The sequence below is a fragment of the Streptomyces agglomeratus genome (assembly GCF_001746415.1).
GTDB classification, from domain to species: domain Bacteria; phylum Actinomycetota; class Actinomycetes; order Streptomycetales; family Streptomycetaceae; genus Streptomyces; species Streptomyces agglomeratus.
This window is the reverse complement of the sequence record NZ_MEHJ01000001.1, coordinates 8,041,058-8,063,472: the sequence shown is the minus strand read 5'-3', so window position 1 is coordinate 8,063,472 and position 22,415 is coordinate 8,041,058. Positions and strand designations below refer to the sequence as shown.

At 68.1% G+C, this 22,415-nt stretch carries 17 protein-coding genes and 2 pseudogenes; 10 read left to right on the top strand and 9 right to left on the bottom strand.

The window, feature by feature from the left end; translation table 11 throughout:
• Positions 1-255 precede the first annotated feature (255 nt).
• A complete protein-coding gene (locus AS594_RS44995) occupies positions 256-1,497 on the bottom strand; it encodes a hypothetical protein (protein WP_167368097.1) in 1,242 nt (413 codons plus the stop codon).
• A 595-nt stretch (positions 1,498-2,092) separates the two neighbouring features.
• On the opposite strand from AS594_RS44995, the gene AS594_RS48095 reads away from it, so the two are divergent.
• From AS594_RS48095 to AS594_RS44070, 5 genes and pseudogenes are all read left to right on the top strand, one after another.
• On the top strand, positions 2,093-3,028 hold the full coding sequence (locus AS594_RS48095; protein ID WP_420877875.1) for an integrase core domain-containing protein: 936 nt from the start codon (positions 2,093-2,095) through the stop codon (positions 3,026-3,028).
• A gap of 12 nt (positions 3,029-3,040) precedes the next feature.
• Positions 3,041-4,594, top strand: coding sequence for an ISL3 family transposase (locus AS594_RS35435; protein WP_167368137.1), 1,554 nt, complete (start codon positions 3,041-3,043; stop codon positions 4,592-4,594).
• A gap of 299 nt (positions 4,595-4,893) precedes the next feature.
• Positions 4,894-6,061, top strand: a pseudogene (locus AS594_RS35425) (IS3 family transposase).
• 752 nt (positions 6,062-6,813) lie between these two features.
• Positions 6,814-7,146 (top strand): hypothetical protein, encoded by a 333-nt coding sequence (locus AS594_RS35420; RefSeq protein ID WP_141747204.1) that lies wholly within the window; start codon positions 6,814-6,816, stop codon positions 7,144-7,146.
• A gap of 80 nt (positions 7,147-7,226) precedes the next feature.
• On the top strand, positions 7,227-7,451 hold the full coding sequence (locus tag AS594_RS44070; protein ID WP_141747203.1) for a hypothetical protein: 225 nt from the start codon (positions 7,227-7,229) through the stop codon (positions 7,449-7,451).
• Between the two features lie 670 nt (positions 7,452-8,121).
• Here AS594_RS44070 and AS594_RS47675 read toward each other — a convergent pair.
• The 3 genes from AS594_RS47675 to AS594_RS35405 form a co-directional block, all read right to left on the bottom strand.
• Complete coding sequence (locus AS594_RS47675; protein ID WP_338120200.1) at positions 8,122-8,385, bottom strand: hypothetical protein; 264 nt, start codon at positions 8,383-8,385, stop codon at positions 8,122-8,124.
• Positions 8,386-8,471: 86 nt separating this feature from the next.
• Positions 8,472-9,146 (bottom strand): ATP-dependent DNA ligase, encoded by a 675-nt coding sequence (locus tag AS594_RS47670; RefSeq protein ID WP_338120199.1) that lies wholly within the window; start codon positions 9,144-9,146, stop codon positions 8,472-8,474.
• 327 nt (positions 9,147-9,473) lie between these two features.
• A complete protein-coding gene (locus AS594_RS35405) occupies positions 9,474-11,411 on the bottom strand; it encodes a hypothetical protein (RefSeq protein WP_069935777.1) in 1,938 nt (645 codons plus the stop codon).
• Positions 11,412-11,749: 338 nt separating this feature from the next.
• On the opposite strand from AS594_RS35405, the gene AS594_RS35400 reads away from it, so the two are divergent.
• A complete protein-coding gene (locus AS594_RS35400) occupies positions 11,750-13,081 on the top strand; it encodes a lipase family protein (RefSeq protein ID WP_069935776.1) in 1,332 nt (443 codons plus the stop codon).
• Positions 13,082-13,708: 627 nt separating this feature from the next.
• Here the strand turns inward: AS594_RS35400 and AS594_RS35395 are convergent.
• From AS594_RS35395 to AS594_RS35385, 3 genes and pseudogenes are all read right to left on the bottom strand, one after another.
• A complete protein-coding gene (locus tag AS594_RS35395) occupies positions 13,709-13,909 on the bottom strand; it encodes a DUF1918 domain-containing protein (protein WP_069935775.1) in 201 nt (66 codons plus the stop codon).
• A gap of 298 nt (positions 13,910-14,207) precedes the next feature.
• A pseudogene (locus AS594_RS35390) lies at positions 14,208-15,472 on the bottom strand (IS701 family transposase).
• Positions 15,473-15,598: 126 nt separating this feature from the next.
• Positions 15,599-16,069: a hypothetical protein gene (locus tag AS594_RS35385; RefSeq protein ID WP_069935774.1), complete on the bottom strand. Its 471-nt coding sequence runs from the start codon at positions 16,067-16,069 to the stop codon at positions 15,599-15,601.
• Between the two features lie 260 nt (positions 16,070-16,329).
• Here AS594_RS35385 and AS594_RS35380 point away from each other — a divergent pair, with 260 nt between their 5' ends.
• The 3 genes from AS594_RS35380 (at position 16,330) to AS594_RS35375 (ending at position 18,630) form a co-directional block, all read left to right on the top strand.
• Positions 16,330-16,794: a hypothetical protein gene (locus tag AS594_RS35380; RefSeq protein ID WP_069935773.1), complete on the top strand. Its 465-nt coding sequence runs from the start codon at positions 16,330-16,332 to the stop codon at positions 16,792-16,794.
• A gap of 660 nt (positions 16,795-17,454) precedes the next feature.
• Positions 17,455-17,631: a hypothetical protein gene (locus AS594_RS44990; RefSeq protein ID WP_167368096.1), complete on the top strand. Its 177-nt coding sequence runs from the start codon at positions 17,455-17,457 to the stop codon at positions 17,629-17,631.
• Positions 17,632-17,940: 309 nt separating this feature from the next.
• On the top strand, positions 17,941-18,630 hold the full coding sequence (locus AS594_RS35375) for a hypothetical protein (RefSeq protein WP_141747202.1): 690 nt from the start codon (positions 17,941-17,943) through the stop codon (positions 18,628-18,630).
• Positions 18,631-18,942: 312 nt separating this feature from the next.
• Here the strand turns inward: AS594_RS35375 and AS594_RS35370 are convergent, their stop codons facing one another.
• Both AS594_RS35370 and AS594_RS35360 read right to left on the bottom strand, forming a co-directional pair.
• Positions 18,943-19,590, bottom strand: a complete 648-nt coding sequence (locus AS594_RS35370) for a hypothetical protein (RefSeq protein WP_069935771.1) — start codon at positions 19,588-19,590, stop codon at positions 18,943-18,945.
• Between the two features lie 518 nt (positions 19,591-20,108).
• Positions 20,109-21,473 carry a CHAT domain-containing protein gene (locus tag AS594_RS35360; protein WP_069935769.1) on the bottom strand — a complete coding sequence of 455 codons (1,365 nt, stop codon included), beginning with the start codon at positions 21,471-21,473 and terminating at the stop codon, positions 20,109-20,111.
• A gap of 725 nt (positions 21,474-22,198) precedes the next feature.
• Here AS594_RS35360 and AS594_RS35355 point away from each other — a divergent pair.
• Positions 22,199-22,390: a hypothetical protein gene (locus AS594_RS35355; protein WP_069935768.1), complete on the top strand. Its 192-nt coding sequence runs from the start codon at positions 22,199-22,201 to the stop codon at positions 22,388-22,390.
• Positions 22,391-22,415: the final 25 nt, after the last annotated feature.

The following is a 22,415-nucleotide window of genomic DNA, read 5'->3' as shown; positions in this document are numbered from 1 at the left end:
GCGTGGTGACGTACACCTTGCCGTCGCGGCCGGTGTAGGCCATATACAGCTTGTTGTTGAAGGAGGCCATGGCCGGCAGGAACATGGACCGGTGGCCGCCGTGATCCTTCCAGGGCACCCAGTCGAGCCCCTCCCCCGTGATGGACGGACCAAAGCTGCCGACCTTGAGGCCGTCGTAGTAAGTGCCGCCGCTGTCAGGGTGATCCCTGCTCAAGTGATCGGGGCTTCGCCGACCAACCTCCGTGGGCGGAGCAACTAGGGCACCGGGTGGGGCGGCTGCACCGGCGGCGGGGGCTCCTCAGGCGGGGGTTGCTCGTGAGGTGGCTCCTGAGCCGGCGGCTCCTCGGGCGGGGGCTCCTCGGGCGGGGGCTCCTCGGCTGGCGGCTCCTCGGGCGGGGGCTCCTCAGCCGGCGGCTCCTCAGCCGGCGGTACCTCGGGCGGGGGCTCCTCAGCCGGCGGTACCTCAGCCGGCGGTACCTCGGGCGGGGGCTCCTCAGCCGGCGGTACCTCAGCCGGCGGTACCTCGGGCGGGGGCTCCTCAGCCGGCGGTACCTCGGGCGGGGGCTCCTCAGCCGGCGGTACCTCGGGCGGGGGCTCCTCAGCCGGCGGTACCTCGGGCGGGGGCGGCACAGGCCCTGGTTCCTCCGGCCCCGGCACGGTCGGTGGCTTGGGAGGGTCGGGCGTGTTGTAGGCGCTCCACGCCCAGGCTCCGGCACCCACCAGCGCGAGCACCCCGATGGCCACGACAATCCCGGGCACACCCCCGATGGCACCTCGGGCAACAGTGGTGACCAAAGTGCCGACGCCCGATTTCGCAGCTCGGACGAGGGCTGCCGCGCCGGAAAGGATCGCCTTCGCGTTGTTTCTGATCGTGGGCCAGGCCGCGTTCCACGCGTTCGCGATTCCGTTGCCGACAGCGACTACACCCTGCACAACCCCGCCCACGACTTTTCCGGTCACGTACGCGATTCCGTTGACGACAGCTTGTACGGCCTGCACACTCCCGCGCCTGATCTTTTGGGTCACCTGCGCGATTCCGTTGCCCACAGCGCGTACCGGTGACCCAAAACGCTGGACCCACTCGGGGGCCAGGTTCCAGAGGCGCTGCCCGATCGACGGACCGTGTGCGATCCTCTGGGTCACCGCCTTCGCGGCCTCGACCCCGCCCTCGCGCACCTGCTGAAGCACCTTCTGGCTGTCGCGTATGGTCCGGAGCCCCTCCTTGAATTCCCTGATTTGCCTGGCCGCGTCTCTCTGCTCTCCGATGATCCGGCGGCGATCCGTCACGGTTCGAGCCTCGCCGAGCTGCTGCTCCAGAGAAGTCGACAGATTGTGGAGATCAGAAATATGTCTCCAGGCGGTACGGACCCCCTCATTGAGGTTGCCAGACAGGTTTTTCAATCCGTCCGAGCCCAGATGTGCCATATCCTGTGGAGTCAGTCTCATTCTCAGCAATTGGTCCGGGGTCAAATTCCCGGTATCCGGTGGCACCGTCATGATGGCTCCTCGTTTGGTTCAGGCCGCCCGCCACCCCGAGGGCGTCCGGGTGTCCTCAGCTGGAACCACGCGTCCACCGCGAACACAGACAGCGGCAAGCCGGTCACCGTGTGCCCTCCCGCAGCAACTGTCACGCGCGCCGCTGCCCTGCCGCGCATTTGGGCCATGTCCCTGTCCATGGAGCCGGTGCCGCCCACCAGCCGGATGACCGCTCGCCGGTGGTGACCTCGGTGAGCACCAAACGCTGCAACGGTTGGCGGGAGGGCAGACGTGAACAGCCCGTGTTCACTGCCGTACCGGTCGGCCACGCCCACGTTTCCGGGATCCGAAGGATCGGCCGGAGAGACGATGGGCTGTCTGCCCAGGAAGAGAAGAGCAGAACCTGGCGCCGCCTACGCCGGTGCGGACCTGTCGAACCCCTCCCCTCGGTGGCACCTCCGGCGAGGGGCAAGCCGGTGATCGGGGCGGCGGTACCGGACGGAGGTCCCCGCAGATAGGGATCCGACATGCGCGGCGAATTCATGGAGCACTTTCTTTCTACACTTCGCCGCACGTCGGCCCGTGTCAAGCAGCTCAGTCCGGCACTTCAACGCCCATGTCATTTACCGTTCAACGGCATACATGCCCTGGCGGGTTCTCAGTACCACGCGCCTTGATTAGATTCCCTAACCGGTATCCACAGCGAGAAAGCCAGCAGGGGCCTCTGACACCGGTTTTTTGGTGCGGCGAAAACCCCTCCGGCGGGGCAATGGCCGCGGCTCAGCGCCAGTCGGGGGTGCCTGAGACAGGGAAACCCTCGCAGCCGCGTCCCCAACCTCACAGGGCAATACAACTAGCGCTGACGACGGCCGCCGGCGATCTACACCCACGAGGACGAGCGACCTGCGCGTGCCGCTCACGTACCGCGGCCGGGAACGAGGCCGAAGCTGAGGGTGCCTGCATCCGTCTCCGGACGAGCGACGGACCCAACGGGCATCCGATCCTGGCGCGCAGGCAGTCACCAGAGCCTCGCCCGTGTCGGCGACCACGCGCAGCGCCTGCTCGTTCCACATGCGGCCAGAGCGGTGCACGTCTCGCCGTACAAACCGTCTGTGCTCATGGATGCGCGTTACGCGGCGCTGACTTCTTCCAGCAGCGCAGCAGGTACCGGATCTTGCTGGGATCCTGGCCGGTCGCGTCCGCGATGGCGCCGATCGAGCTTGACATCCATAGGGGCATCAACGCGATGGCCGAAGCCCTCAACGGCTCCTTCAAGGCCGAGCTGATCGAGCACCAAGGCCCCTGGCGAGACGCTGACCAGGTCGAACACGCCGTCGTCCAATGGGTCGGCTGGTACAACACCGAGCGCCTCCACCCAGCCCTCGGTTACCTCCCGCCCGAGGAATTCGAGACCCACCACTACCAACTCCAGGCGACCACGAACGCCGCCGTAAACCACACAACCCGCCGCTACAAAACGGGGAACAGCTCAGGCCCGTTTCCGATCAGGGGGTCTGTAAAAGGAACGGCTCTGGCTCACATTCGGTGGTGACGGTGAGTCGTGATGGTCGTTGACATTCGCGTGAAGGATGTCAACGAGCTTGTGCAGACGGTGTTTTCGGGCCTGGCCCCGCTGGTCATCGAGGACGTGGCCGACGAGGGCGAGCGGATCGCGGTGCGGGCACGGACTCCCCAGGACACCGCGGCCTGTCCGGCGTGCGGGGCGTCGTCCGGGCGGGTGCACGGCTATCACTGGCGGATCGTGGCCGATGCGCCGGTCGATGACCGACGGGTGGTGGTCCGGGTGCGGGTACGGCGTCTGGTGTGTCCCACGCGCGGCTGCCGCCACACCTTCCGCGAGCAGGTGCCCGGGGTGCTGGAGCGTTACCAGCGCCGCACGACCCGTCTGGCCAGGCAAGTCGAGGCCGTGGTCAAGGAGTTAGCGGGCCGGGCTGGGGCACGCTTGCTGGCGATACTCGCGATGGGGCTGTCGCGTCACACGGCTCTGCGCGCCCTGTTGCGGATCCCGCTGCCCGCCGGGCGGGTGCCCCGCGTGATCGGCGTCGACGACTTCGCTCTGCGCCGGCGGCACCGCTATGCGACCGTGGTGATCGACGCCGAGACCCATGAGCGGATCGACGTACTGCCCGACCGCACGGCCGACACGCTGGAGGCGTGGCTGCGCGAGCACCCTGGCGTCGAGGTCGTATGCCGTGACGGCTCGGCGACCTATGCCGAGGCCATCCGCCGCGCTCTGCCCGACGCGGTGCAGGTTGGTGATCGCTGGCATCTGTGGCACAACCTGTGCGAAGCCGTTTTGAGCGAGGTCAAGGCGCACAGCACCTGCTGGGCCACTGTGCTGGATGCGCCTATCTATGACGGACCCCGCGCCCAGACCACCCTGGAACGCTGGCACCAGGTCCACGGTCTGCTCGACCAGGGCGTGGGCCTGCTCGAATGCGCCCGCCGCCTGGAACTGGCCCTGAACACCGTCAAACGTTACGCCCGCGCCGACCGGCCCGAGCGCATACTCCGCGTCCCCAAGTACCGCGCCAGCCTGGTCGACCCCTACCGCGAGCACCTGCGCAAGCGCCGGGCCGAGGACCCTGGAGTCCCCGTCAAGCACCTCTTCGAAGAGATCAAAGGCCTTGGCTTCACGGGCTGCCTGAACCTCCTGCACAAGTACATCAACCAAGGCCGTGCGGACGCCGACCGCAGCCATATCTCCCCGCGGCGGCTCGCCCGGATGCTGCTGACCAGGCCCGACAACCTCAAGGCCGAGCAACGCCAGCTCCTGTCCAAGCTCACCGCCGCCTGCCCTGAGATGACCCAACTGGCCACAGGTATCCGAGACTTCGCCCCGCTCCTTGTCCCTCACGCCGACAATGCCGACGCACTCTCGCGCTGGATCGTCCAGGTCCGCGGCGCCGACCTGCCCCACCTGCATGCCTTCGCCCGAGGTTTGGAACGAGACCGTGACGCCGTGAACGCCGCCCTCACGCTTCCGTACAGCAACGGCCCCACCGAGGGTGTCAACACCAAGACCAAGCGGATCGCGCGCCAGATGCACGGACGAGCAGGCTTCACCCTGCTTCGCCACCGCATCCTCCTCGGATAGCAGCACCCTCTGTCACCACCGAATGTGAGACAGGGCCGTTCGATTGACAGACCCGCATTCGTTCGGCGTACTCGTGCCCCTGCTCCTGGCGGCGCACCTTCTGTGCCATCCGCTCGGAAGCGCTCGGGTTCACAGAACCAGGGCGGCGTCATGCGTGAATCCGCACGCCGATCGCTGCTGTGTGTCAATTGGGCGACGAGTCAGCACGACGCGCTGTGGCCAGTGGACGACTGAGGCGCCCCGAAGTTCTCGGACAGCTGTCCCCATAGGATCGAAGTCCAGAACGGCGGAGAGAGCACGTGGCACAGAAGCGTAGGAAGTTCAGTCCTGAGTTTCGGGACGAGGCGGTCAAGATGGTGGTCGTGGAGTCCCGCCCGATCGCCGAGGTCGCCCGAGAGATACAAGTGAACGAGGGAACGCTGGGCACCTGGGTCAGCCGGTACCGGCAAGAGCATGCCGGGGAGGAGCCTCCCTGAACATCAGCGAGCGCGCCCGCTTGCGCGAGCTGGAACGCGAGAACCGGGAACTCCGCATGAAGACCGAGTTCCTGGGAAAAGCGGCGGCCTTCTTCGCCCAGGAGTACCGGTGACGGAGAAGTACGAGTTCATCGACGGTGAGGCCCAAAACTTTCCCGTGCAGCAGATGTGCACCTGGGCGGGAGTATCCACGTCTGGTTTCTATCACTGGAGATCGAGGCCGTTGTCGGCCACCGCGAAGCGCCGTGCGGAACTGAGGGCCGTCATCCTCCAGGTCTTCTCCGACTCGCAGGAGACCTATGGCTACCGGCGTGTCCACGCCGTGCTCCAGCGGATGAACGTGCAGGCCGGAGTAGAACTGGTCCGCGCGCTGATGCGCGAGCTCGGCCTGGTGCCATGCCAGCCGCGGCCCTGGCGGGCGACCACGATCGCTGATGATGCGGCGCCGGCCACGCCCGACCTGCTGGCCCGTGACTTCACCGCTGACGCCCCCGGGCGCAAACTGGTCAGCGATATCACCTACGTTCACACCTGGGCCGGGTTCCTTTATCTCGCGACCGTCATCGACTGCCACACCAAAGCTGTGGTCGGCTGGGCGATGGCCGACCACATGAAGACCTCCCTCATATCGGATGCACTCGATATGGCGGCCCGGAACATCGACCTCGCCGAAGGCTGCATATTTCATTCCGATCGCGGCAGCCAATACACGTCTCGGGAACTTCGTTGCAAGCTCCGCTCGTTGGGCCTGCGAGCGTCGGTCGGCCGCACCGGTGTCTGTTGGGATAATGCGATGGCTGAGTCATTTTTCGGCGCCCTCAAAAACGAACTCGTGCACCGAACTACGTTCCCAACACGCGCACATGCCCACCGGGCGATCGTCCGCTACATCGAGATGTTCTACAATCGAAAACGCCTCCACTCCGGACTCGGCTACAAGACGCCCGCAGAAGTCCACGCCGAGTACGAGGAGTTGCAGGCAGCGGCATAAGGAGAACCCTCAACACCACTGTCCGAGAAGCGCAGGGCCCTCAGACGCCTAGTAGGGCTTGGTCACGTTGGTTGTGGTTGAGCGTGTCCTTCGGGCCCGGCGTTGCGTTGAGAGGGTGTGACTTGGGCAGCCGGGGGATGGGAAGCGCTCGCACCGGGGCTTTCGGCGCCGGGTAGGTGCCATGTGCCAGGTAATGGCGCCCTGCGTCAGTCAGCACCGCATTCCACACCCCACCTCGCCTGGCTACCTTGGCCAGCCCACGGTTCTGCAGAGCCTGACAGCTGGTCTTGTAGGTGGCGGAGGCCCCCTCAGGGCATCCCTTTCCGACCCACTCCAGCACCGCCAGCTGCCGTTCGTTGAGTGTCTGCTTCATGCCGCGCGCCCTCTACCGATCGACAAGTTCGGCCCGGATGCTGCCAGGGACAGAACCAGTCCGTGCGCCCTACCGGAGCTGATTAGCCCGAAAGGATGTGCTCGCGGGTGATCGGGCGGGAATAGTCGGCGGGCCTCCGGCCCGTTGTCGGATCCTGTGACCAGCCTGTAACCGGTCCCGGCCGTGCCCCGGGACCGACGCCGGCGTTGAGATCTGAAACGCGCGCCCCCGGCCCATCTCCGGGGTGGCTAGCAGGTCCGTCCGTTCCCTGGAGCGGTACGCCCGCTCCGAAGTCGACGCCGTCGCCCTTTCCTCTGACAATCTGTCACTACCGGTTGCCGGTCTGTGGCGCCGCCGACGAGAGCAACGAAAGGTTTCCATGCCCAAATACCTTCACCCAGATGTGTACATCGAAGAGCTCCCTTCGGTGGCCCGCGGCTTCGGCAAGGACCCGGTTGCTGTCTTCACTGAACCGGACTTGGGGGGTGACTACCAATTCTTCACCGAGCCCGGCCGGTATGACATCGACGCTCTGACGATCCCGGACGACTCCATCCGCTCTCTTCTCGTCCCTGTGGGCTACAAGGTCACACTGTTCGAGCATGCCGGTTTCTCCGGCGAGCGGGTTGTGGTCCATGCCGCAACCGAAGTGCTGGCTGGCGGCATCGAGGGCAAGGTCTCCTCTCTCATCATCACCGAGACCACCGTCTGAGCGGAGCATCTAATCGGCTCTGACCTGCCTCGTTGAGGGCCGGAGTCTGAAACCCCCTGCTGGCCTGCGAAACTTCGGCGGTGAGCACCACGCGACGCCGCCCTCTCGGGCAAGGACCGGCCCCCCTCGACGACGACCAGGTGGTGCGCGCCGTCCGTGGCCGGACAGCCGCAGAGCGGGCTGCCGAGGAGATTCCCCAGCAGCCCGCCCCGCAGATCGAGACCGTGCGCGCGACGGTACGGCGCAGCCTCGGGGCCGGCCCCGAGGCTGAGGTCAGAGACTCATACGCAGCCTGGACTGGGTAGGCGTCGGCATGCTGTAGGACCGGGGGGTCGTACTGTGCCGCAGCCTCCTGCTGCTGCCTGCGTTGCTCGGCGGCAGCGGCCATCTGCCGCTGCTGTTCGACAAGGCGGGCGCTGGGTGCGCGACCGTCAGCCCGAGCTGACCTACGACGGGCTGCGGGCCGCCGAGGCGAAGGGCAACAAGAGCGGGCGCCGCCCGGCCGCCAGGGACGAGAAGGCCGACGCCGTGCGCGCCGCGTACCTGTGGGCAGCCAGTCCATCGCCAGCCTGGCCCACGAGTACGACGTCAGCCGCGGGGCGATCCGTACGGCCGTCGCCGACCTTATGCCCGACCACACCGCCGGCCATTTCCTCGGCCGCGCCCCTACCCGATCAGTGGCCGTGCTGAAAAGGCTCAGTCATCAGTGTTGGTTCCCTTCTCGGGATGGATGCTGGGGACGCCTGGCAGTCTGCCAGGACAAGATCGCCCACACCGGCCGATGCGGTAGTTGGGTCATCCCGCCGGGCTAACGCGTCCCCGGGACCCTGTGCCGGTCCTCAACGCCCCTGCTGCGCCCCGTCCTCCCGGGCCGGATTCACTCCTGCGGGGGACACGAAGCGGGGGCCGCCGCACATCGGTGACGACCCCTGGGGAACCCGTCCGCCGGCGCGGGACGGGCGGCTCTGTCGGCGGTCAGCCGGCCGCCGCAGCCAGCCCTGCCCCGAACCGCGGGACATCGTCCGCGGTCACGTCCAGGCGCAGCCGCTTGAAGCGGAGCGGGTGACGGAAAACGCCCCGGTCAACGGCCCGATCCGCGCTGACCTCCGCCACCACATCCGGGCGGACCAGCACCGTCTCCAGGACGTCACAGCTCCCCCACGCCGCCGTGAACCGCACCCCCTCGAAGGGGTGGCCGGGGCCGGCCTCGGCGAGGTGCTCGCCCACCTGTCGGGACACGTCCGGGAGCAGGGGGACCGTCCGGCCCACCGCGCGCAGCCGGCCGACCTTGTCGTAGCGGCCCAGGACAAGGAGCCCCGGGCGGGTCAGGGTGCCAGTGATCGCGCCGATGATCGCTTCGGTGGTGTCCCTGCGGCGGACCTTGGCCCACCCTTGTATCCGGGCAGGTAACGGCTGGTCAGGGGCTTGATCACCAAGCCTTCGACGCCACTCACGTCAGTCCAGGACTCCAGCCACTCCCGAGCCTTGGCCAGGTCCGTCGTCGTCGGGCACAGGGTCCATGGGGCCGTCAGGGCGTGGTCGGTGAACAGCTGCTCCAGGAGTGCGCGCCGTTCCTCGTACGGGCGCGTCAGGAGCTCCTGGCCGTCCCGCTGCAACACGTCGAACGCGACGAAGTAGGCCGGCAGGCCGACCGCGAGGCCGGCGGCGCCACGGGTGCGGGCGGCGGCCCGGCGCTGCAAGGCCTCGAACGACAACCGCCCCGCTTCGGCGTCCCAGACGACCAGTTCGCCATCGAGGACCAGGCCCTGCGGCAGCTGCTCCGCGGCGGCCGCCACCAGGTCCGGCCACCGGTCCTGCACCAGCGACCCGCGGCGGGTCTGCACCAGCACGGCGCCGCCCGGCCCGGCCGCGGTGAAGACGAGCGCCCGGTGCCCGTCCAGCTTCTGCTCGTAGGCCACCCCTGCGCGCAGTGCAGCCGGATCCGGCACCGACTCCGCGGCCTGCGCCAGCATCGGCTCCACCGGCGGTCTCAGCGTCACCCCGGGGCCTCCCTCACGGTTGCCCCTTCCAGGGTCAGCCTCACCGCATGAGCCCGGCCCGGTGGGGCCTGGGCCGCGTCATTCATCCGAAGGGCCGGTGGGGCCGACCGGGGACGGGCGCAGCTCCGCCCCGGCGCAGGGGCGGCACCCTGTGTCGGGGCGGGCATGGGCCGGGCCCAGGAACGGCCTCTCTTGGTCCGCCCTCGGTACGTCAGATAGCGGCTGATCAGGGGAACCCTGATCCCCTCCGCCCAGGCCGTGTGTCGTGGCTGGGGGCGGGGCCGCCGGCCACGACACACGGTTCACGCGGCGCCTGGCGGTTGTCTGTCAGCCCTCGATGGCCCGGTAGAACACGGAGAAGTAGGGGGGGGACGCCACTGGGGTTGAGAGTGATGTGGCGCCTGGGATGCCGTGGAAGTTCCCCCACGTAGTGCCGTCGATGCTGGTGCCGTACGAGATCGAATTGTTCGTGTGGCGGAGGGTGCAGACAAGGTTGTTGCGGGCGGCAAGGGACGGTGCGTCGGCGGTGGTGTAGCCCATACGGACCGGTTTTTCCCAGCCGGTGCCGTTGGGGATGATGATTGCCCCGCCGTCCTTCGCGTCGCGGTAGGCGAGGTAGAGCTTGTCCTTGTAGCACGCCAGGGCCGGTGCGGTCACGGTGTGAGCAAGAGTCGCCATCGCGGCTTGGCTCCAAGTGGCGCCGTCCTGGGACTCATTGGTGTAGATGCCGAAGACGGACCGGGCGATATGCAGTGTGCTGTTGCGCACCGCCAGGGCGGGGGCGGTGAGGGACTGGCCGGGAGGTGCCTGCCCGGGAACCCAGTCTCTGCCGTTGGTGGAGGACAGGAGCCCCGCCTGGCTGTCGGGTGCGGTGTAGGCCAGGTACAGCTTGCCCATGAAAGAGGCGAGCGCCGGAGCGTGGCGGGTCTGGACGTTGGGGACCTCCTCGAAGGCAGTCCAGGTGCCGTTGAGCTTGCTGACGTAGATCCGGTCGTTCATGCCGCGAATCGCGCAGTACACGCTGCCGTCAAAAATGGCCACGGCGGGAGCGTCGGGGGTTTTGGCGGTGGCCCAGGGCAAAATCGGGGCGCACCATTCGCCTCCCTTGTAGGTCTTGATGGCGAGCTTGTCGCTGTGGATGACAGCGGTCCCCTTGATGGTCAGGTTGCGGCGTCCGTCGACGTAAGAATTCGTTTCGAACTCGGGGGAGTACTCGTGACCGGGGTCGGCGGCCAGCGCTTCCATGGCAGCGCGGTTGAAGACAAAGGTGCGCTCCCCCACCAGGTCGTCGTGGATGTAGTCCATGATGTTGGCGATGAGGCTGGCGATGCCGCCCAGCAGTGCGACGAAGTGGGCTGTGTTCTCCAGCGCTTCGGTCACCGCGTACTTTTCCAGTTCCTGCGAGACGTCGTGCAGCAGGTCACCGATCTCCCGCATGTCGTCCATCAGGTCCCGCGGAGGGCCCTCGTCTTCTTCCCAGCACTGGATGTGGAAGGTCAGGACCTTGCGGGCAAGGCCGTCGAACATGATGGTGTTCGCGGGGAAACGATGGATCTCATCCTCGTCGACGCCGCCGAACTTCCCGCTCTTCAGCGTCTGCGCCACCGGCGCGGCGTCGGATGCCGCGGTGGTGGCCCAGTAGATCTCGTCCGACCCGCTCCACTCATCCGTTTCGTCGATGGTGTAAAACCTGTCCAGGGTCAGCTTGGCCTGGATATGGCTCAGTTCTTCCTCGGCCCTGGCCTGGTGCCCGGAGGCCGTCACCAGCGTGGCCCCGTACCCGTAGTCGGCCATCCCCTGACGGAAGTCCTGCGAGTCCGCGCCGGCGCCCTCACCCCCGTCCGTGGGCGCGTTGAGGTCGATCACGTTGACGTTCGGCTGCGCCGCGATCTCCTCGTGCAGCGATGCCAGATCCTTGAACAGGTCGGCCGAGGTGTAGCCCTCGCCGATCGGGCGCGCCGCGAGAGCGTCGGGGAAGATCCGGGAGCGGGAGTCGGCCTCCTGGGCGTAGACCTGACCGAAGTCGCGCACCTCGTCCTCGGAGAGCAGCCGGATCATCGGCCCGACCAGCCGTGCTTCCAGATCCGTCAGCTCCAGGCCCGCCCGGAGCCGGGCCGCACCGTGCAGCATGGCCCCCCACAGCAGATTCGCCCCCCTCGGCGGCGTTTTCTTCCTCTTCGCGTCCTGGGGCAGCACCCCCTGCAGCTGCCCTCTCAGTCGCTCCAGCCGCTCCGCCCGCGACATCTTGAAAGTTTCGGCCGACATGGGCTACTCCCTGGGCTCGACAGTCCACGGCCGGACACAGGCGTGACCGCGGAGCCCGATACTATCCAGAGCGACCACTCAGCGTGACGACTCGCGCACGATCCGTATTAAGTGCTGGTACGCGGCGCGACAGGGCTTGGGGCGTTCCAGGCGGGCCGCCTTGAGCGACACGTTAAGTAACTTCAATGTTACAGTCAGTAACTGTGAGGGCGGGGTGGCGGATCCCAATCCCTGCCGGAGTCGCGGCAGGCCGGTGCACTGCCCGCTCGCTCGCACGCGACAGGGATGGGCTGTGGCGGGCCCGTGAACAACACCTACGCAGAGGCGGTAGCTGTCCCATGGCACAGGAAGCCAGGATCGATGTCGAACTGACGTGGAAGCAGTCCGAGGAGGAGTCCTCGGCGGGCAAGGTGGCGGAGTTCGCGAAGACTTTGCCGCAGGGCCCTTGGTTCGGCACCCCGACGGGCGTGGCGCGCGACAGCGACCGGAAGCCGAAGTACACCTGGCCGCTTCGGTCCGCCCGACCGTACCGGCGGGAGGTGGCCCTCGGTGAGGCTGCGGTCTACCTCGCCGACGGCCACGACGAGCTGGAACGGCCGTTCATCTTCGCGGACGGCTTCAACTACGGCCGCAGTGACCTGCCGGGGCTGTTCGCCCACTTCAACGCGCCCTACCCGGGCAGCGACGCGGGCTTCTTCGAGCAGCTGCTCACCGCGGGCATCGATGTCGTCCTGGTCGGCTTCGAGGAGCGCCACACATACATCCAGGCCAACGCCGGGGTGGTGATCAGCGCCATCACCAAGGTCATCGCGGAGAGGCACGGCCAGGAGCCGCTGATCGTCGGCGGGGTCAGCATGGGCGGCATCATCACCCGCTACGCCCTCGCCGAGATGGAGAGCCAGCAGCAGGACCACCAGACCGCGACCTACCTCTCCTGGGACTCCCCGCACAACGGCGCGTGGATCCCGCTGATCCTCCAGCAGATGGCCTACTTCTTCGAGGCGCTGCCGGCCGAGCCCGGCAAGGTCAAGGAGGCCGAGCTCATCAGGAGCCCCGCCGCGCAGCAGCTGCTGTACGCATGGGTCCCGGACGCGAAGTACGAAGGCCCGGTCGCCGCCTCCAGCGCGCTGCGCACGCAGTTCCTGGCCGAGCTGCGCGACCTGGGCCAGTTCCCGCGACGGCCGCGCAAGCTGGGCGTGGCCAACGGCACCGGCAACGGGACCGGCCGCGACCTGCCGGCCGGCGCGGAGGTGTTCAAGCGGCAGGTGCCGCTGGTCGTCTACGCCCAGGCGAACTTCCAGCCCGACGGGGCAACGCGCCAGCCGATCGGTGAGATGCGGGCCGCCGGCCAGGTCCGGCGGGGCTTCACCTCCTACGTTCCCGGCCTTGACGGCTCGCCCGGTGGCACCCTCGGCTCCTTCGGCGAGATCGCAGGGGCACTCGGGGCTGACATCCCGGAGGAGTACAGGTTCAGCTGCTTCGTCCCCTCCGTGAGTGCGGTCGCGCTGGACTACGACCCGGCCAAGTGGGAGGTCAACCCGTACGAGAAGGTCGAGGCGGCCGACGAGAAGAGCGCGCTCGACGAGTTCAAGTGCGACAGCGAGAACACCGAGCACAGCCAGGTGACCAAGCTCCTGGTCGACTGGATCATGGAGCGAATCGTCCCCTAATACCACGAGCTGGACAGTGCTGGGCCTCGGGGCCGGAAGTCGCAACACGCCCCGGGGCCGCGCCCGGATCCGCCTCGGTGCCAGCAGGTGGGACTTCCAGAAGCAGACCAGAACTGGAAGTCCCACCGTGTAGCTGATTGTGTGTTGGCCCAGGCAGGCTGCCACGCTCCCGGGGCGATAAGCGCACAGCCGGCCCGCGAGTTCCGGTAAGTGTCCCGGGCGGCCGCCGCCGCGCAGGGCACCTACCGGTCCGGTCAGGCGCCCGGGGGGCGGCGTAGGTCAAGTACAGCGCATCGTTGAGAGGGACACACGCACTGCCACACCGTGTGCGCCCCATACGCCCACGGGTGAAGTGCGATCTCTCGTTTGCATGTCAGAGCGATCAGAGGCGGGCGTTCCGGGCGGGGAGCACCGGCACCCTGGCCGCCCTGCCACGCCACCGAACCCCGGGCAGTTGGGGTGGACCATCGACTGGCAGCGCCATTACGTGGGGCTGCGTTCCCTGCTGGAGGCCGGCGGGACGCTGGCCCTGAAAGGCCGGGCCGCAGGGTGGGATGGCCGGCGATGACCCGACCGCTCAGCGAGTACGAACATCAAAGCGCGTGGTCCAGGAGTGCCCCTGCTACCTCAGCCCTGGTCCGAAGACTTGCGGTGGTCGACCACAGAGTCCGGACCAGGGCTCATGATCGTTTCGTGGCCGTTCTCTGCGCGCACACGGTAGGGCGGTGTTCCGTCAGGCCCCAGAACCTCGACGATCTCCACCACATGGTCCTGCTGGCCGACGACCCGGCCGTGCATCACAAGGCGGTCACCCTTGCTTGCGTGCATTGTCAACTCCCCTTCTGAGTGGATGCCCCCCTGCGCAGGCGCAGGCCCGCCACATTGGCGTGGGGTCAGCAGTGCACTACCCACCAGGGGCAGCACCTACCTTTCGCGCCGGCCACCTCCCACCAGATGGCTGATGAAACAACAGGTCCCGGTCGGCCGCCAACCACAACCAGGCTCGGAGCGCCTAGTAGGGCTTGGTCAGGTTGGGGTGGGTGTGGGTATGCCGCGGTGACATGTTGGGCAGGCGCCGGCCAGGTGGCGAGGAGGGTCTGTAGCTCGCGGACGACGTGGTAGAGGCTCAGGCCGGCGCCGTGTCTTTTGGGGCTCTGGCCAGTCGTTGCAGGGTGCAGAAGGCGTGTGCCACGGAGACGAGGGTGACGTGGTGGTGCCACCCGTTCCAGGTGCGGCCCTCGAAGTGGGCCAGGCCCAGGGCCTGTTTCATCTCCGGTAGTCGTGTTCGATGCGCCAGCGGAGCTTGGCCAGGCGGACCAGGGTGGTCAGCGGGGTGTCGGCGGGCAGGTCGGAGAGCCAGAACTGGACGGGTTCGGCCTGGTCGGCGGGCCACTCGGCGATGAGCCAGCACTCGGGCAGTTCCGGACTGTCGGCCGCTTGGCGGACCTCGCGTCCGGCGGGCCGGATCCGCAACGTCATGAACCGCGAGTACATCCGTTTGAAGCCGCTGCGGCCGGTGCCGGGCCGGGAGCCCTCACGCCATTGCACCGGCTTTGCTGCCTTCCGGCCTGCCGCGATGACCAGCTGTTTCACCGACTGCGGCTTGTCCGGGTACTTCGCCACCGGCCGGCGTCCCGTTCCGGAGTACGGCTCGGTCACGGGCACGGCTTCGCCGGGCTGAGCCGACAAGGTCGTGGAGATCCCCACGACGTAGTTCAGGCCGCGGGCTTGGAGGCCGTGCCGGAAGGCCGCCGCGTCGCCGTATCCGGCGTCCGCGACGGCCACCGGCACCTCGATGCCCCACGAGCGGGTCTCATCGAGCATGTCGAGTGCGAGCTGCCACTTCTCCACATGCCCCATGTCGTCGGGAATGCCGCAGGCGGTGCGGCGGGCGACCTTGGCAGGATCGGCCTTCGCGGACCCGGGCGCCCAGGTCTCGGGCAGGAACAGCCGCCAGTTGACCGCCGCCGACGCGTGGTCGGACGCCAGGTGCAGGGATACACCGACCTGGCAGTTGGTGACCTTGCCGGCGGTGCCGGTGTACTGCCGCGACACGCACGCCGAGGCGTTGCCGTCTTTGAGGAACCCGGTGTCGTCGAAGACCAGCACGGTGGGCAGGATGGCCTTCTCCATCTTCCAGGCCAGCCGGGCCCGCACATGCGCGGGGTCCCACGGGCTGGTGGTGATGAAGTGGGCCAGGGCCTGCCGGTTCCCGTCCTCCCCGAGCCGGGCGGCCATCGGCTCGACCGACTTGCGCTGCCCGTCCGTGAGCAGGCCCCGGAGATAGACCTGCCCCCACCGACGCTGGTCGTTCCTCGCGAACGGCTCGAAAACCTCCGCCGCGAAGTCCTCCAACTCACCACGCACAGCAACAATCTCATCCGGAGTCACACCCCCTCAACGCAACACCGGGCCAGAAGGAAACGCTCAACCACAACCAACCTGACCAAGCCCTACTAGAGGTGTTGCGAAAATCAACGGTGTGACATCCGACCGAGCACCGTTACCGAGCCGTGATCATCCGGCGGGCGCCGCGCAGAGCTCGGAGACGATCGCGAACGACGTCGTCACCATCTCCGCCGCCATGGCCGGCGGCATCACCGCGTGCGTGGTCCGGCCGTGCGCCATGCCGTTGCGGATCTGCCGACCGTAGTCGAGGTAATCCGCCTGCCGGGCCGTCAGGATGCCCGCGTCGGCGCCCTGCTTGATGAGCCCGTGCAGCGGCTTCTCGCCCGCCTCCGGGATGCGGTCGCGCAGCACGATCTCCACCGCGATCAGGGAGTGCATGACCGCCACGATGGAGAACTCGTAGCAGTAGTACGACTGGCGCAGCAGTTCACGGGCGGTGCGCAGAACCGTCGCCGCGGCCTCGGGAACACCGTCGGGCACGACCAGGTCCTCAACGAGGTCGTGCATGTCGGCGTAGCTGTCGACGAAGTGGTGGGCGCGTTCATCCGGGACCGGGAACGGCAGCCGCTGCGTGGTCATCCGCGAAGTCTCCCAGCAGCGCGCCCCGGGCGGCAGCGGCTCTTGCCCGGTCGTCGCTCAGCGTGCCGGGACGGAGATTTCTCCCCCATCGAAATGGGCGGTATGTCGCACGTGGCGGACCAGGTCAAGGAGAAACGCGGCGCGGCAGCCACACGGCGGCGGTCACCGATGGTGCGCGGACTCTGTCCACAGGGCCGCGGTTCGAGGGTGTCTTCGAGGCCGCCGCGATCAGCGGGGCGGCCCGTACGTGAGGAGCCCTCATGCCCGAGAACACCGTCACCGCGCCGCTCGCCCCGATGGAGCCGGGAGACATCGCCGACGCCTTCGCCTACATCCGGGCGTTGCAGGCCGACGACATCGACACCGCCTGCGCGGTCGCCGACGACACCGGCCCGGAGCTGCACCGGCTGCTCCTGGACGTCGCCGCACGCGTCTTCATCCCGGTCACCGCCGTGGACGACTGCGACGGGGAGCCGTGCGCGCACTCCTTCCTGGCAGCGGCACTCGGGCGGCTCCTGCTGGAGCTCCTCTGCGACGGCGAGTGCCTGGCCGGTGCACCGGGCATTGCCCAGACCATCGTCCGCTTCACCGAGAACATCCTCACGGAGGAGCCCGGGGACGTCGCCGGCGTACTCCGCCAGCTGGAGGCCATCGGGATGGAGCAGGCGATGGAAGCACACCCCGCACCGGCCGATGCACCCGTGGAGCGCACCACCGGCGTGTAGTGCGCACCGAGCCCGTCGGTGGTGCGCATCGTGCGCGCGCCACCGACGGGAGGTGCGGTGCGCACCGCGCATCGCGTGTATCGAGTGCGCGCATCACGTCGCTGTTCGCCGTCCGCAGGCGGGGGCGGGGGCGGACTCCTATATCACATGCCCCCTTGACTTCGATCTGATCGGCGGTCGGGACCGGCTCTGGCAAGGGGAAACGCTCCGGTAGCGAAGGTGGTCAAGGGGAAACGTGCGCCCACTCCGAGCTGGACAAGGGGTGGCTGGGTTCCTGCCTGGAGGCGGACAAGGGGGGCCGGTTCGCCCGGCCGGAGGCGGACAAGGGGTCAGGCCGCCGGTGCGCACGACCCGGGTGGTGCGCACCGGGTGGAGTGCGGAACATCGGGTGCCGGACATCGTGGTGCGCACGAGAGTGCCCGGCATCGTCGGCTGGTGCGCGCGATCCGGGCGGTGCGCATCGCGTGCGGTGCGGAGCATCGGATGCTCGACATCGTGGTGCGCGCGAGAGCGCCGGGCATCGTCGCGAGGCGCACCGGGTGCGGGGGCGGACATCGCGGTGCGCACCGGAGTGGAGTCCTCTCGGTGGAGCCCATCGGGTGGACTCCACCGAGAGGGGGCTCCACTTAATGGTCTCGGCCGCCCTTCTGTGCGCCCCCCGTGATCGCCTTCACCATCGCGCTCCACGTCTCGGAGAACGGCGGGCCCTGGACCTGGACGCTCCTCCCCGCTCGGCACGGCGTACGGCACCCTGATCACCTGGGCGGGCCTCGCCTGGCCGCCCCGCGAACGGCGTCCCGCCTGCCGGAGATCCTGACGGCGGTCAGCAAGGGGTAGGCGCCGGCGGGCCTGCTACGCGCAATGCCGTACCCGACATCATTCCGGGCATGGTGCGGGGCGGTCATTTGAGCTGCGCTCGTCCAGGCTCAGCACCATTTCTGGGCGACTACGAGGTTCCCGGCTCCTGCTGACGGCGCGTATGCCTACGATGCAAACGTTCGGCGTACTGGAGAGAACAGCACAATAGGAGAGACATGTCCGAAGGACAGATGTCGCCCGACCGCGCGGAGCTGGAGAAGCTGCTCGGCAAGGACATCGACGAACTGCTCGTGCTCCTGGCGCAGTCCGACCCGCGCTGATGGCCTGTTGCAGGTCGTCGAGCCGCCCGGTCCGGTCGAAGCGGTACTGCAAGGTGGTGCCGTAGCTCGTCAGGATCGTCGTCCGGACGGCCTCGTCGTGGGCACATGCGGCGAGAGCTTCTCGACCCACATCGATCGAGCGGTTCAGGTCGTCGAGGGCCTGTGTGTGGTGCGCACGCGTCTGCAGGCCGACCGCGAGGTTCTGCAGCAGCGCCGCCCGATGAGGGTGCTCGAAACCAGCGACGTCGACGGCGGCGTTACAGAGCCGAACCGAGTCGTCGAGATCGGTGCGGACACGCAGTTCCTCGAACAGCTCGCCCACATGGTTGCCGCACTGGGACAGGAAGAGAGCGCGATCCCCTCCGTCAGACAGCGTCGGGCGACTGTCCGCCACACTCTGCGGATCCGGCTGTCCAAGCATCGCGCTCGCAACCAGTGGACCCCATGTGTCCCGGTCATGACTGGCAATCAGGCTCGTGGCCATGAAAGGACGCAGCTGCTCGGGGACGCTCCCGGGATCTCTTGGATAGATCAGGGCGGACAGGCCCGTACTGGCGTACAGATCGCCGACGCATCCTGCGGGATCGGCGCAGAAACGGCACCAGAGAAACTCGGCGAACACCGCCAGCGCTCGACCAGGTGGATCCGCAGGCCAGGCGGCCTGCGCAATGGAGATCAGACGTTCGAACTCTTGTGAAGCCTGCTCATCGAGCACCCCCGCAGGGTCAGCGTCATGCACCCAGCGGCCCACCCGAGCCTGCAGCGCCGAAAGCAACAGTTCCGCCTCGTCCCGCATGCGCCCCCCTCGTTCAACTGGGACACACGCACGCTGAGCCCACCCCTAGTCGGCTCGCGAGTCCGTCAAGCGCGTTTCCCCACCCCGAAACCGAAAAGACAGGTCGATTCCCCTGCTCCCGGACATAAAGTAGCGGAGTGCACGCGCAGGCGCAGGCATCCGCCATAAAGTGCTCTCACGACACCAGGCCGCCATAGGCGGCCGCCCCGCTCTTCATGACGATGCTTTGGGTGCGCAGGAGTCGACGGCCCGCATGCCATCGGAACGGGTCAGATCGATCGTTACCTCGCCGCTGTCGGTCTTGAGGGTCAGACGTCCCGCAGTCATTCGAACCACCTCACCGCAGCGAGTGCCGGTGGGGGTGGTGACCTCGATGACGGGACCCTTCTTCGCAGGGCCGTACCAGGTTAAGCCTACGGCCATGACCAGCAGCGCGGTGCAGGAGAATGACAACACCACACCCCAGAACAGCGCGCCCGCAGCGCGGAGGGCCTCGATGTGGTCGGCGCCGAGCGCAGATCCCCCGCTGCGGGCCCTGTACTCCTTGATCGAGGTCGCAGCGGGACGGCCGTGGGCGGCGCGTAGGAGCAGCATGGCCGACGCCGTTCCGGCCAGCAGAGCCGCCAGGAGAAGGAAACCGACGGCCGCGTCGTACGGCGAGGCCAGCTGCCCCACGTCCGTGCGCCCTTTGAGTAGCCCGAAGCCGATCAGGCCCGCCAGCAGGGCGCCGACACCGTTGCGCCAGGCGAGTGCAGCCGCCCGCACACGCGGCAGCGAGTCCTTGACCAGCTGGTAGTCCTGTAGCGCGGCCACCTGGTCGGCAGGGCCGGCCGGAGGGCCTGGGGTCACGCGCAGGGTCACGGTCCCACTTCCAGGATGACGTTCCAGTACGCGCCGCAGCCTTCCCGCTCCTCAGAACAACCGGGGTGGAACACGGAGCATGTGCAGATCATGTGCACAACGGCCTGCTCAGCCGCTGCCACCGGGGTGGACCTCCGGCGCAGTAAGGACCGGACGACACTGTTGACGTACAGGTAGTCCATCGGATCGCCGCACCGTGGGCAGAGACCTTTGAAGACCACCCCTGCATGGGTCGGAACGGCTACGAAGGAGGCCGCTTGCTCGGCGAACGACGGGCGCGTGACCTCCTCGTAGGGTTCGGGGCCCGCCAGCGTTCCCCGTCCGGCCGAGTCCGATTCGGGAGGTGCGCTAAGCCCACCCGGCTCCCCGGGAGTTGGGGACACGGGAGGGGCGGGCAGCCGCGGCGCCGCCCCCGGGGCGGGCTGCGGATCCAACAAACCATCGGACATGGGTATTCCTCCCGTGTGTGCAGGGGCCCTCACCGGCCCAGGCGCTGAGATAATCCATAACGGGCGTCTTTACGGTCCGATGTGGGTGAAGGGGGTCCACAGTCGGGGCTCGTCGGGCGCGTCGTCCCGTAGAGCCCGTACGGCCCGGTGAAGAGCCGGCGCGGCGGCCTCGGACCGCAGGCGTCCGCCGGTGGTGACGTCCCTGTACACCGCGCTGAACACGCGTGCCGCCGTCTCGTCGTCGACGGACCACAGGGCCGCGATGACATGCCGGTAGCCGGTGTAGTGCAGCGCGGCCGCCAGCGTGATGGTCTCGTCCAGCAGGTTCACTCCGCCGACGGCGGTCTTGCAGGCGGACAGGCCAGCGAAGTCCCCGCGAAATCGGCGCGCGGCCAGGTCGGTGATACTGAGCATCCCGTCGTGCAGCAGCAGACCTCCGCGGGACGGCTCGGAGAGGTCCTGGTCGCCATGGCAGCTGAAGTGCACCCAGCGGTGCCGCGCGAGTTCCGCGTCGACGGCGCCACGTGTGGCGCCAGGGCCCTCCAATAGGGTGCGGCATCCGGGCGGGAAGAGCGCCGTGAGCGCGTCGCGTTCCGCTGCGACGTTGCGCAACCGGGGCTGGCCCGGCGCGTCGTCCATGGCGACCACGAGCATGCGCTCGTCGGCGACGGTCTGACTCGTGGGGGTGCTCGCGGAACAGGTGTTGTCACTGGTGGTGGCATCGCCCGCAACTCGTCCGGCGCGCGCCTCCAGCAGCGCCCGCAGCGTCGGTGTGTACGAGGACACGACGCGGTCGAACACCGTGCGGGGTACTTCCTCACCGGCAGTGGCAGTGTGGTGTCCGGCAGTGTGGAGGGGAAGCAGGGTGAGAGGTCCCGTCGGGCACCACCACAGCCGGGGCCAGGGCGCGTCGGCGGGTGGCACCCGGTTCAGACCCAGTTCGTCGAGAACGGGCTCGGCAACGCTGTCCCACAGGTGTCCCTGCAGGGTCGTGAGCATGTCGTCCGTGCGGCGCTCCGCCTCCATCACTGCGCTCGCTGCGCGGAGTTGGGCCCGGATGGTGGCCGGGTACGGGTCCGTCTCCACCGCGTCCTGCGTCAACTGGTGTGCGTGCCGGGCCTGTTCCGCGGCGTGGAGGACGCCCAGATACGTGTTGGTCCACTCGATGGCCCGATCCAGCGTCAGATCGGGCAGCGCGCGGTTGCGCACGCCCTCCTCGGTCACGATCAGTGCGTCGCACCGCCACCGGCTGACGTTGACGATGACGACGGGGCCGCCGCTCGCGGCCGGTAACAGCGCCTCGAGGCGGGGCGGGCGCAGGAAATCCTCGAAACCCTTCAGTTTCCGCACTCGCCCGATCAGGCCATCCCACTCACGAGCCAGAGCCATGCGCCGGTCCACCAGCCCGCCCGGACTCGTCTCAGCCTCCGTCACGCCATGCTCCCCTGCCTCATCCCGGCGGCTATTCGACACGCCAGGCCCTCACTCCGGCCAGCTTAGGGAGTCGCGCACAGCGGCGGACGGGTTTCCCGCGCATACGCGGCTGCGCATCGTGACTCGGCCCAAGCCACACACCCGTTACGAACTCGCAGACGGGGCATCGCTTGCTCCGTATGAGCTCAACAGGCTCGCGCCGAGGCCAGCGGCCCGCCGCGGGCCAGTGATGTCTGCGAAGCCCTCGACCACGAACTGCTGCCGAAGAACATCGAAGGCACGCGCACCAAGCTGAAACGCCTGGTCAAATCGGCATCATCAGGAAGCAGTAACCGACCAAGGCCCGCGACCAGAGAAACGGATACCAACTCACGAACCGCCCTCTCAGCAGCTTGTGAGCATCGGCGTGGAGCTCTCAGCCGCTGGAGGGCTGGGTGCCTTGCCCGAACGGCGGCACGTCGGTCACCGCGACGTCCAGGCGCAGCCTTATGAAGCGCAACGCGTGACGCCAGGTGCCGCGATCGATCGCGGCATCGGCACTGATCTCCGCGATCAGCCCGGGGACGACCAGGATCGGGTCGAGGGGTTCCCGGCTGCCCCAGGCGGCGTTGAACCGGACACCAGTCCACGGATGGTCGGGGCCATCCTCGGTGAGGTGGTCGGCAAGCTGCCTGGCTGCATCCGGCGTCAGCGGCGTGGTGCGGCCGACGGCACGGCTTCCAGGATTGCGCGGTGGTGTTCGTACGGCTCACCCTTCCCTGGCCAGCCTCTACGGGGCACTCGCCGAGCACGAGAAGGCCCAGGCATACCCCGAGGCGATCGAGGCGGCCCACGCCGACTTCGCCGCCCTGCACGCCAGGAGCCAGGGCGACCACATTCCGCAGCCCCGCCACCACGTCCCCGCTGTAAACCCGTAAACCCGCTGGTCAACGGTGCGCAGGC

Excerpts from the sequence above, each read along its gene's own strand:
- AS594_RS44995 (WP_167368097.1), bottom strand. The coding sequence starts at position 1,497 with ATGACGGTGCCACCGGATACCGGGAATTTGACCCCGGACCAATTGCTG.
- AS594_RS35395 (WP_069935775.1), bottom strand. The coding sequence starts at position 13,909 with ATGCACGCAAGCAAGGGTGACCGCCTTGTGATGCACGGCCGGGTCGTC.
- AS594_RS35400 (WP_069935776.1), top strand. The coding sequence starts at position 11,750 with ATGGCACAGGAAGCCAGGATCGATGTCGAACTGACGTGGAAGCAGTCC.
- AS594_RS35420 (WP_141747204.1), top strand. The coding sequence starts at position 6,814 with ATGCCCAAATACCTTCACCCAGATGTGTACATCGAAGAGCTCCCTTCG.
- AS594_RS48095 (WP_420877875.1), top strand. The coding sequence starts at position 2,093 with ATGTCATTTACCGTTCAACGGCATACATGCCCTGGCGGGTTCTCAGTA.
- AS594_RS35380 (WP_069935773.1), top strand. The coding sequence starts at position 16,330 with ATGCCCGAGAACACCGTCACCGCGCCGCTCGCCCCGATGGAGCCGGGA.
- AS594_RS35405 (WP_069935777.1), bottom strand. The coding sequence starts at position 11,411 with ATGTCGGCCGAAACTTTCAAGATGTCGCGGGCGGAGCGGCTGGAGCGA.
- AS594_RS35385 (WP_069935774.1), bottom strand. The coding sequence starts at position 16,069 with ATGACCACGCAGCGGCTGCCGTTCCCGGTCCCGGATGAACGCGCCCAC.
- AS594_RS35435 (WP_167368137.1), top strand. The coding sequence starts at position 3,041 with ATGGTCGTTGACATTCGCGTGAAGGATGTCAACGAGCTTGTGCAGACG.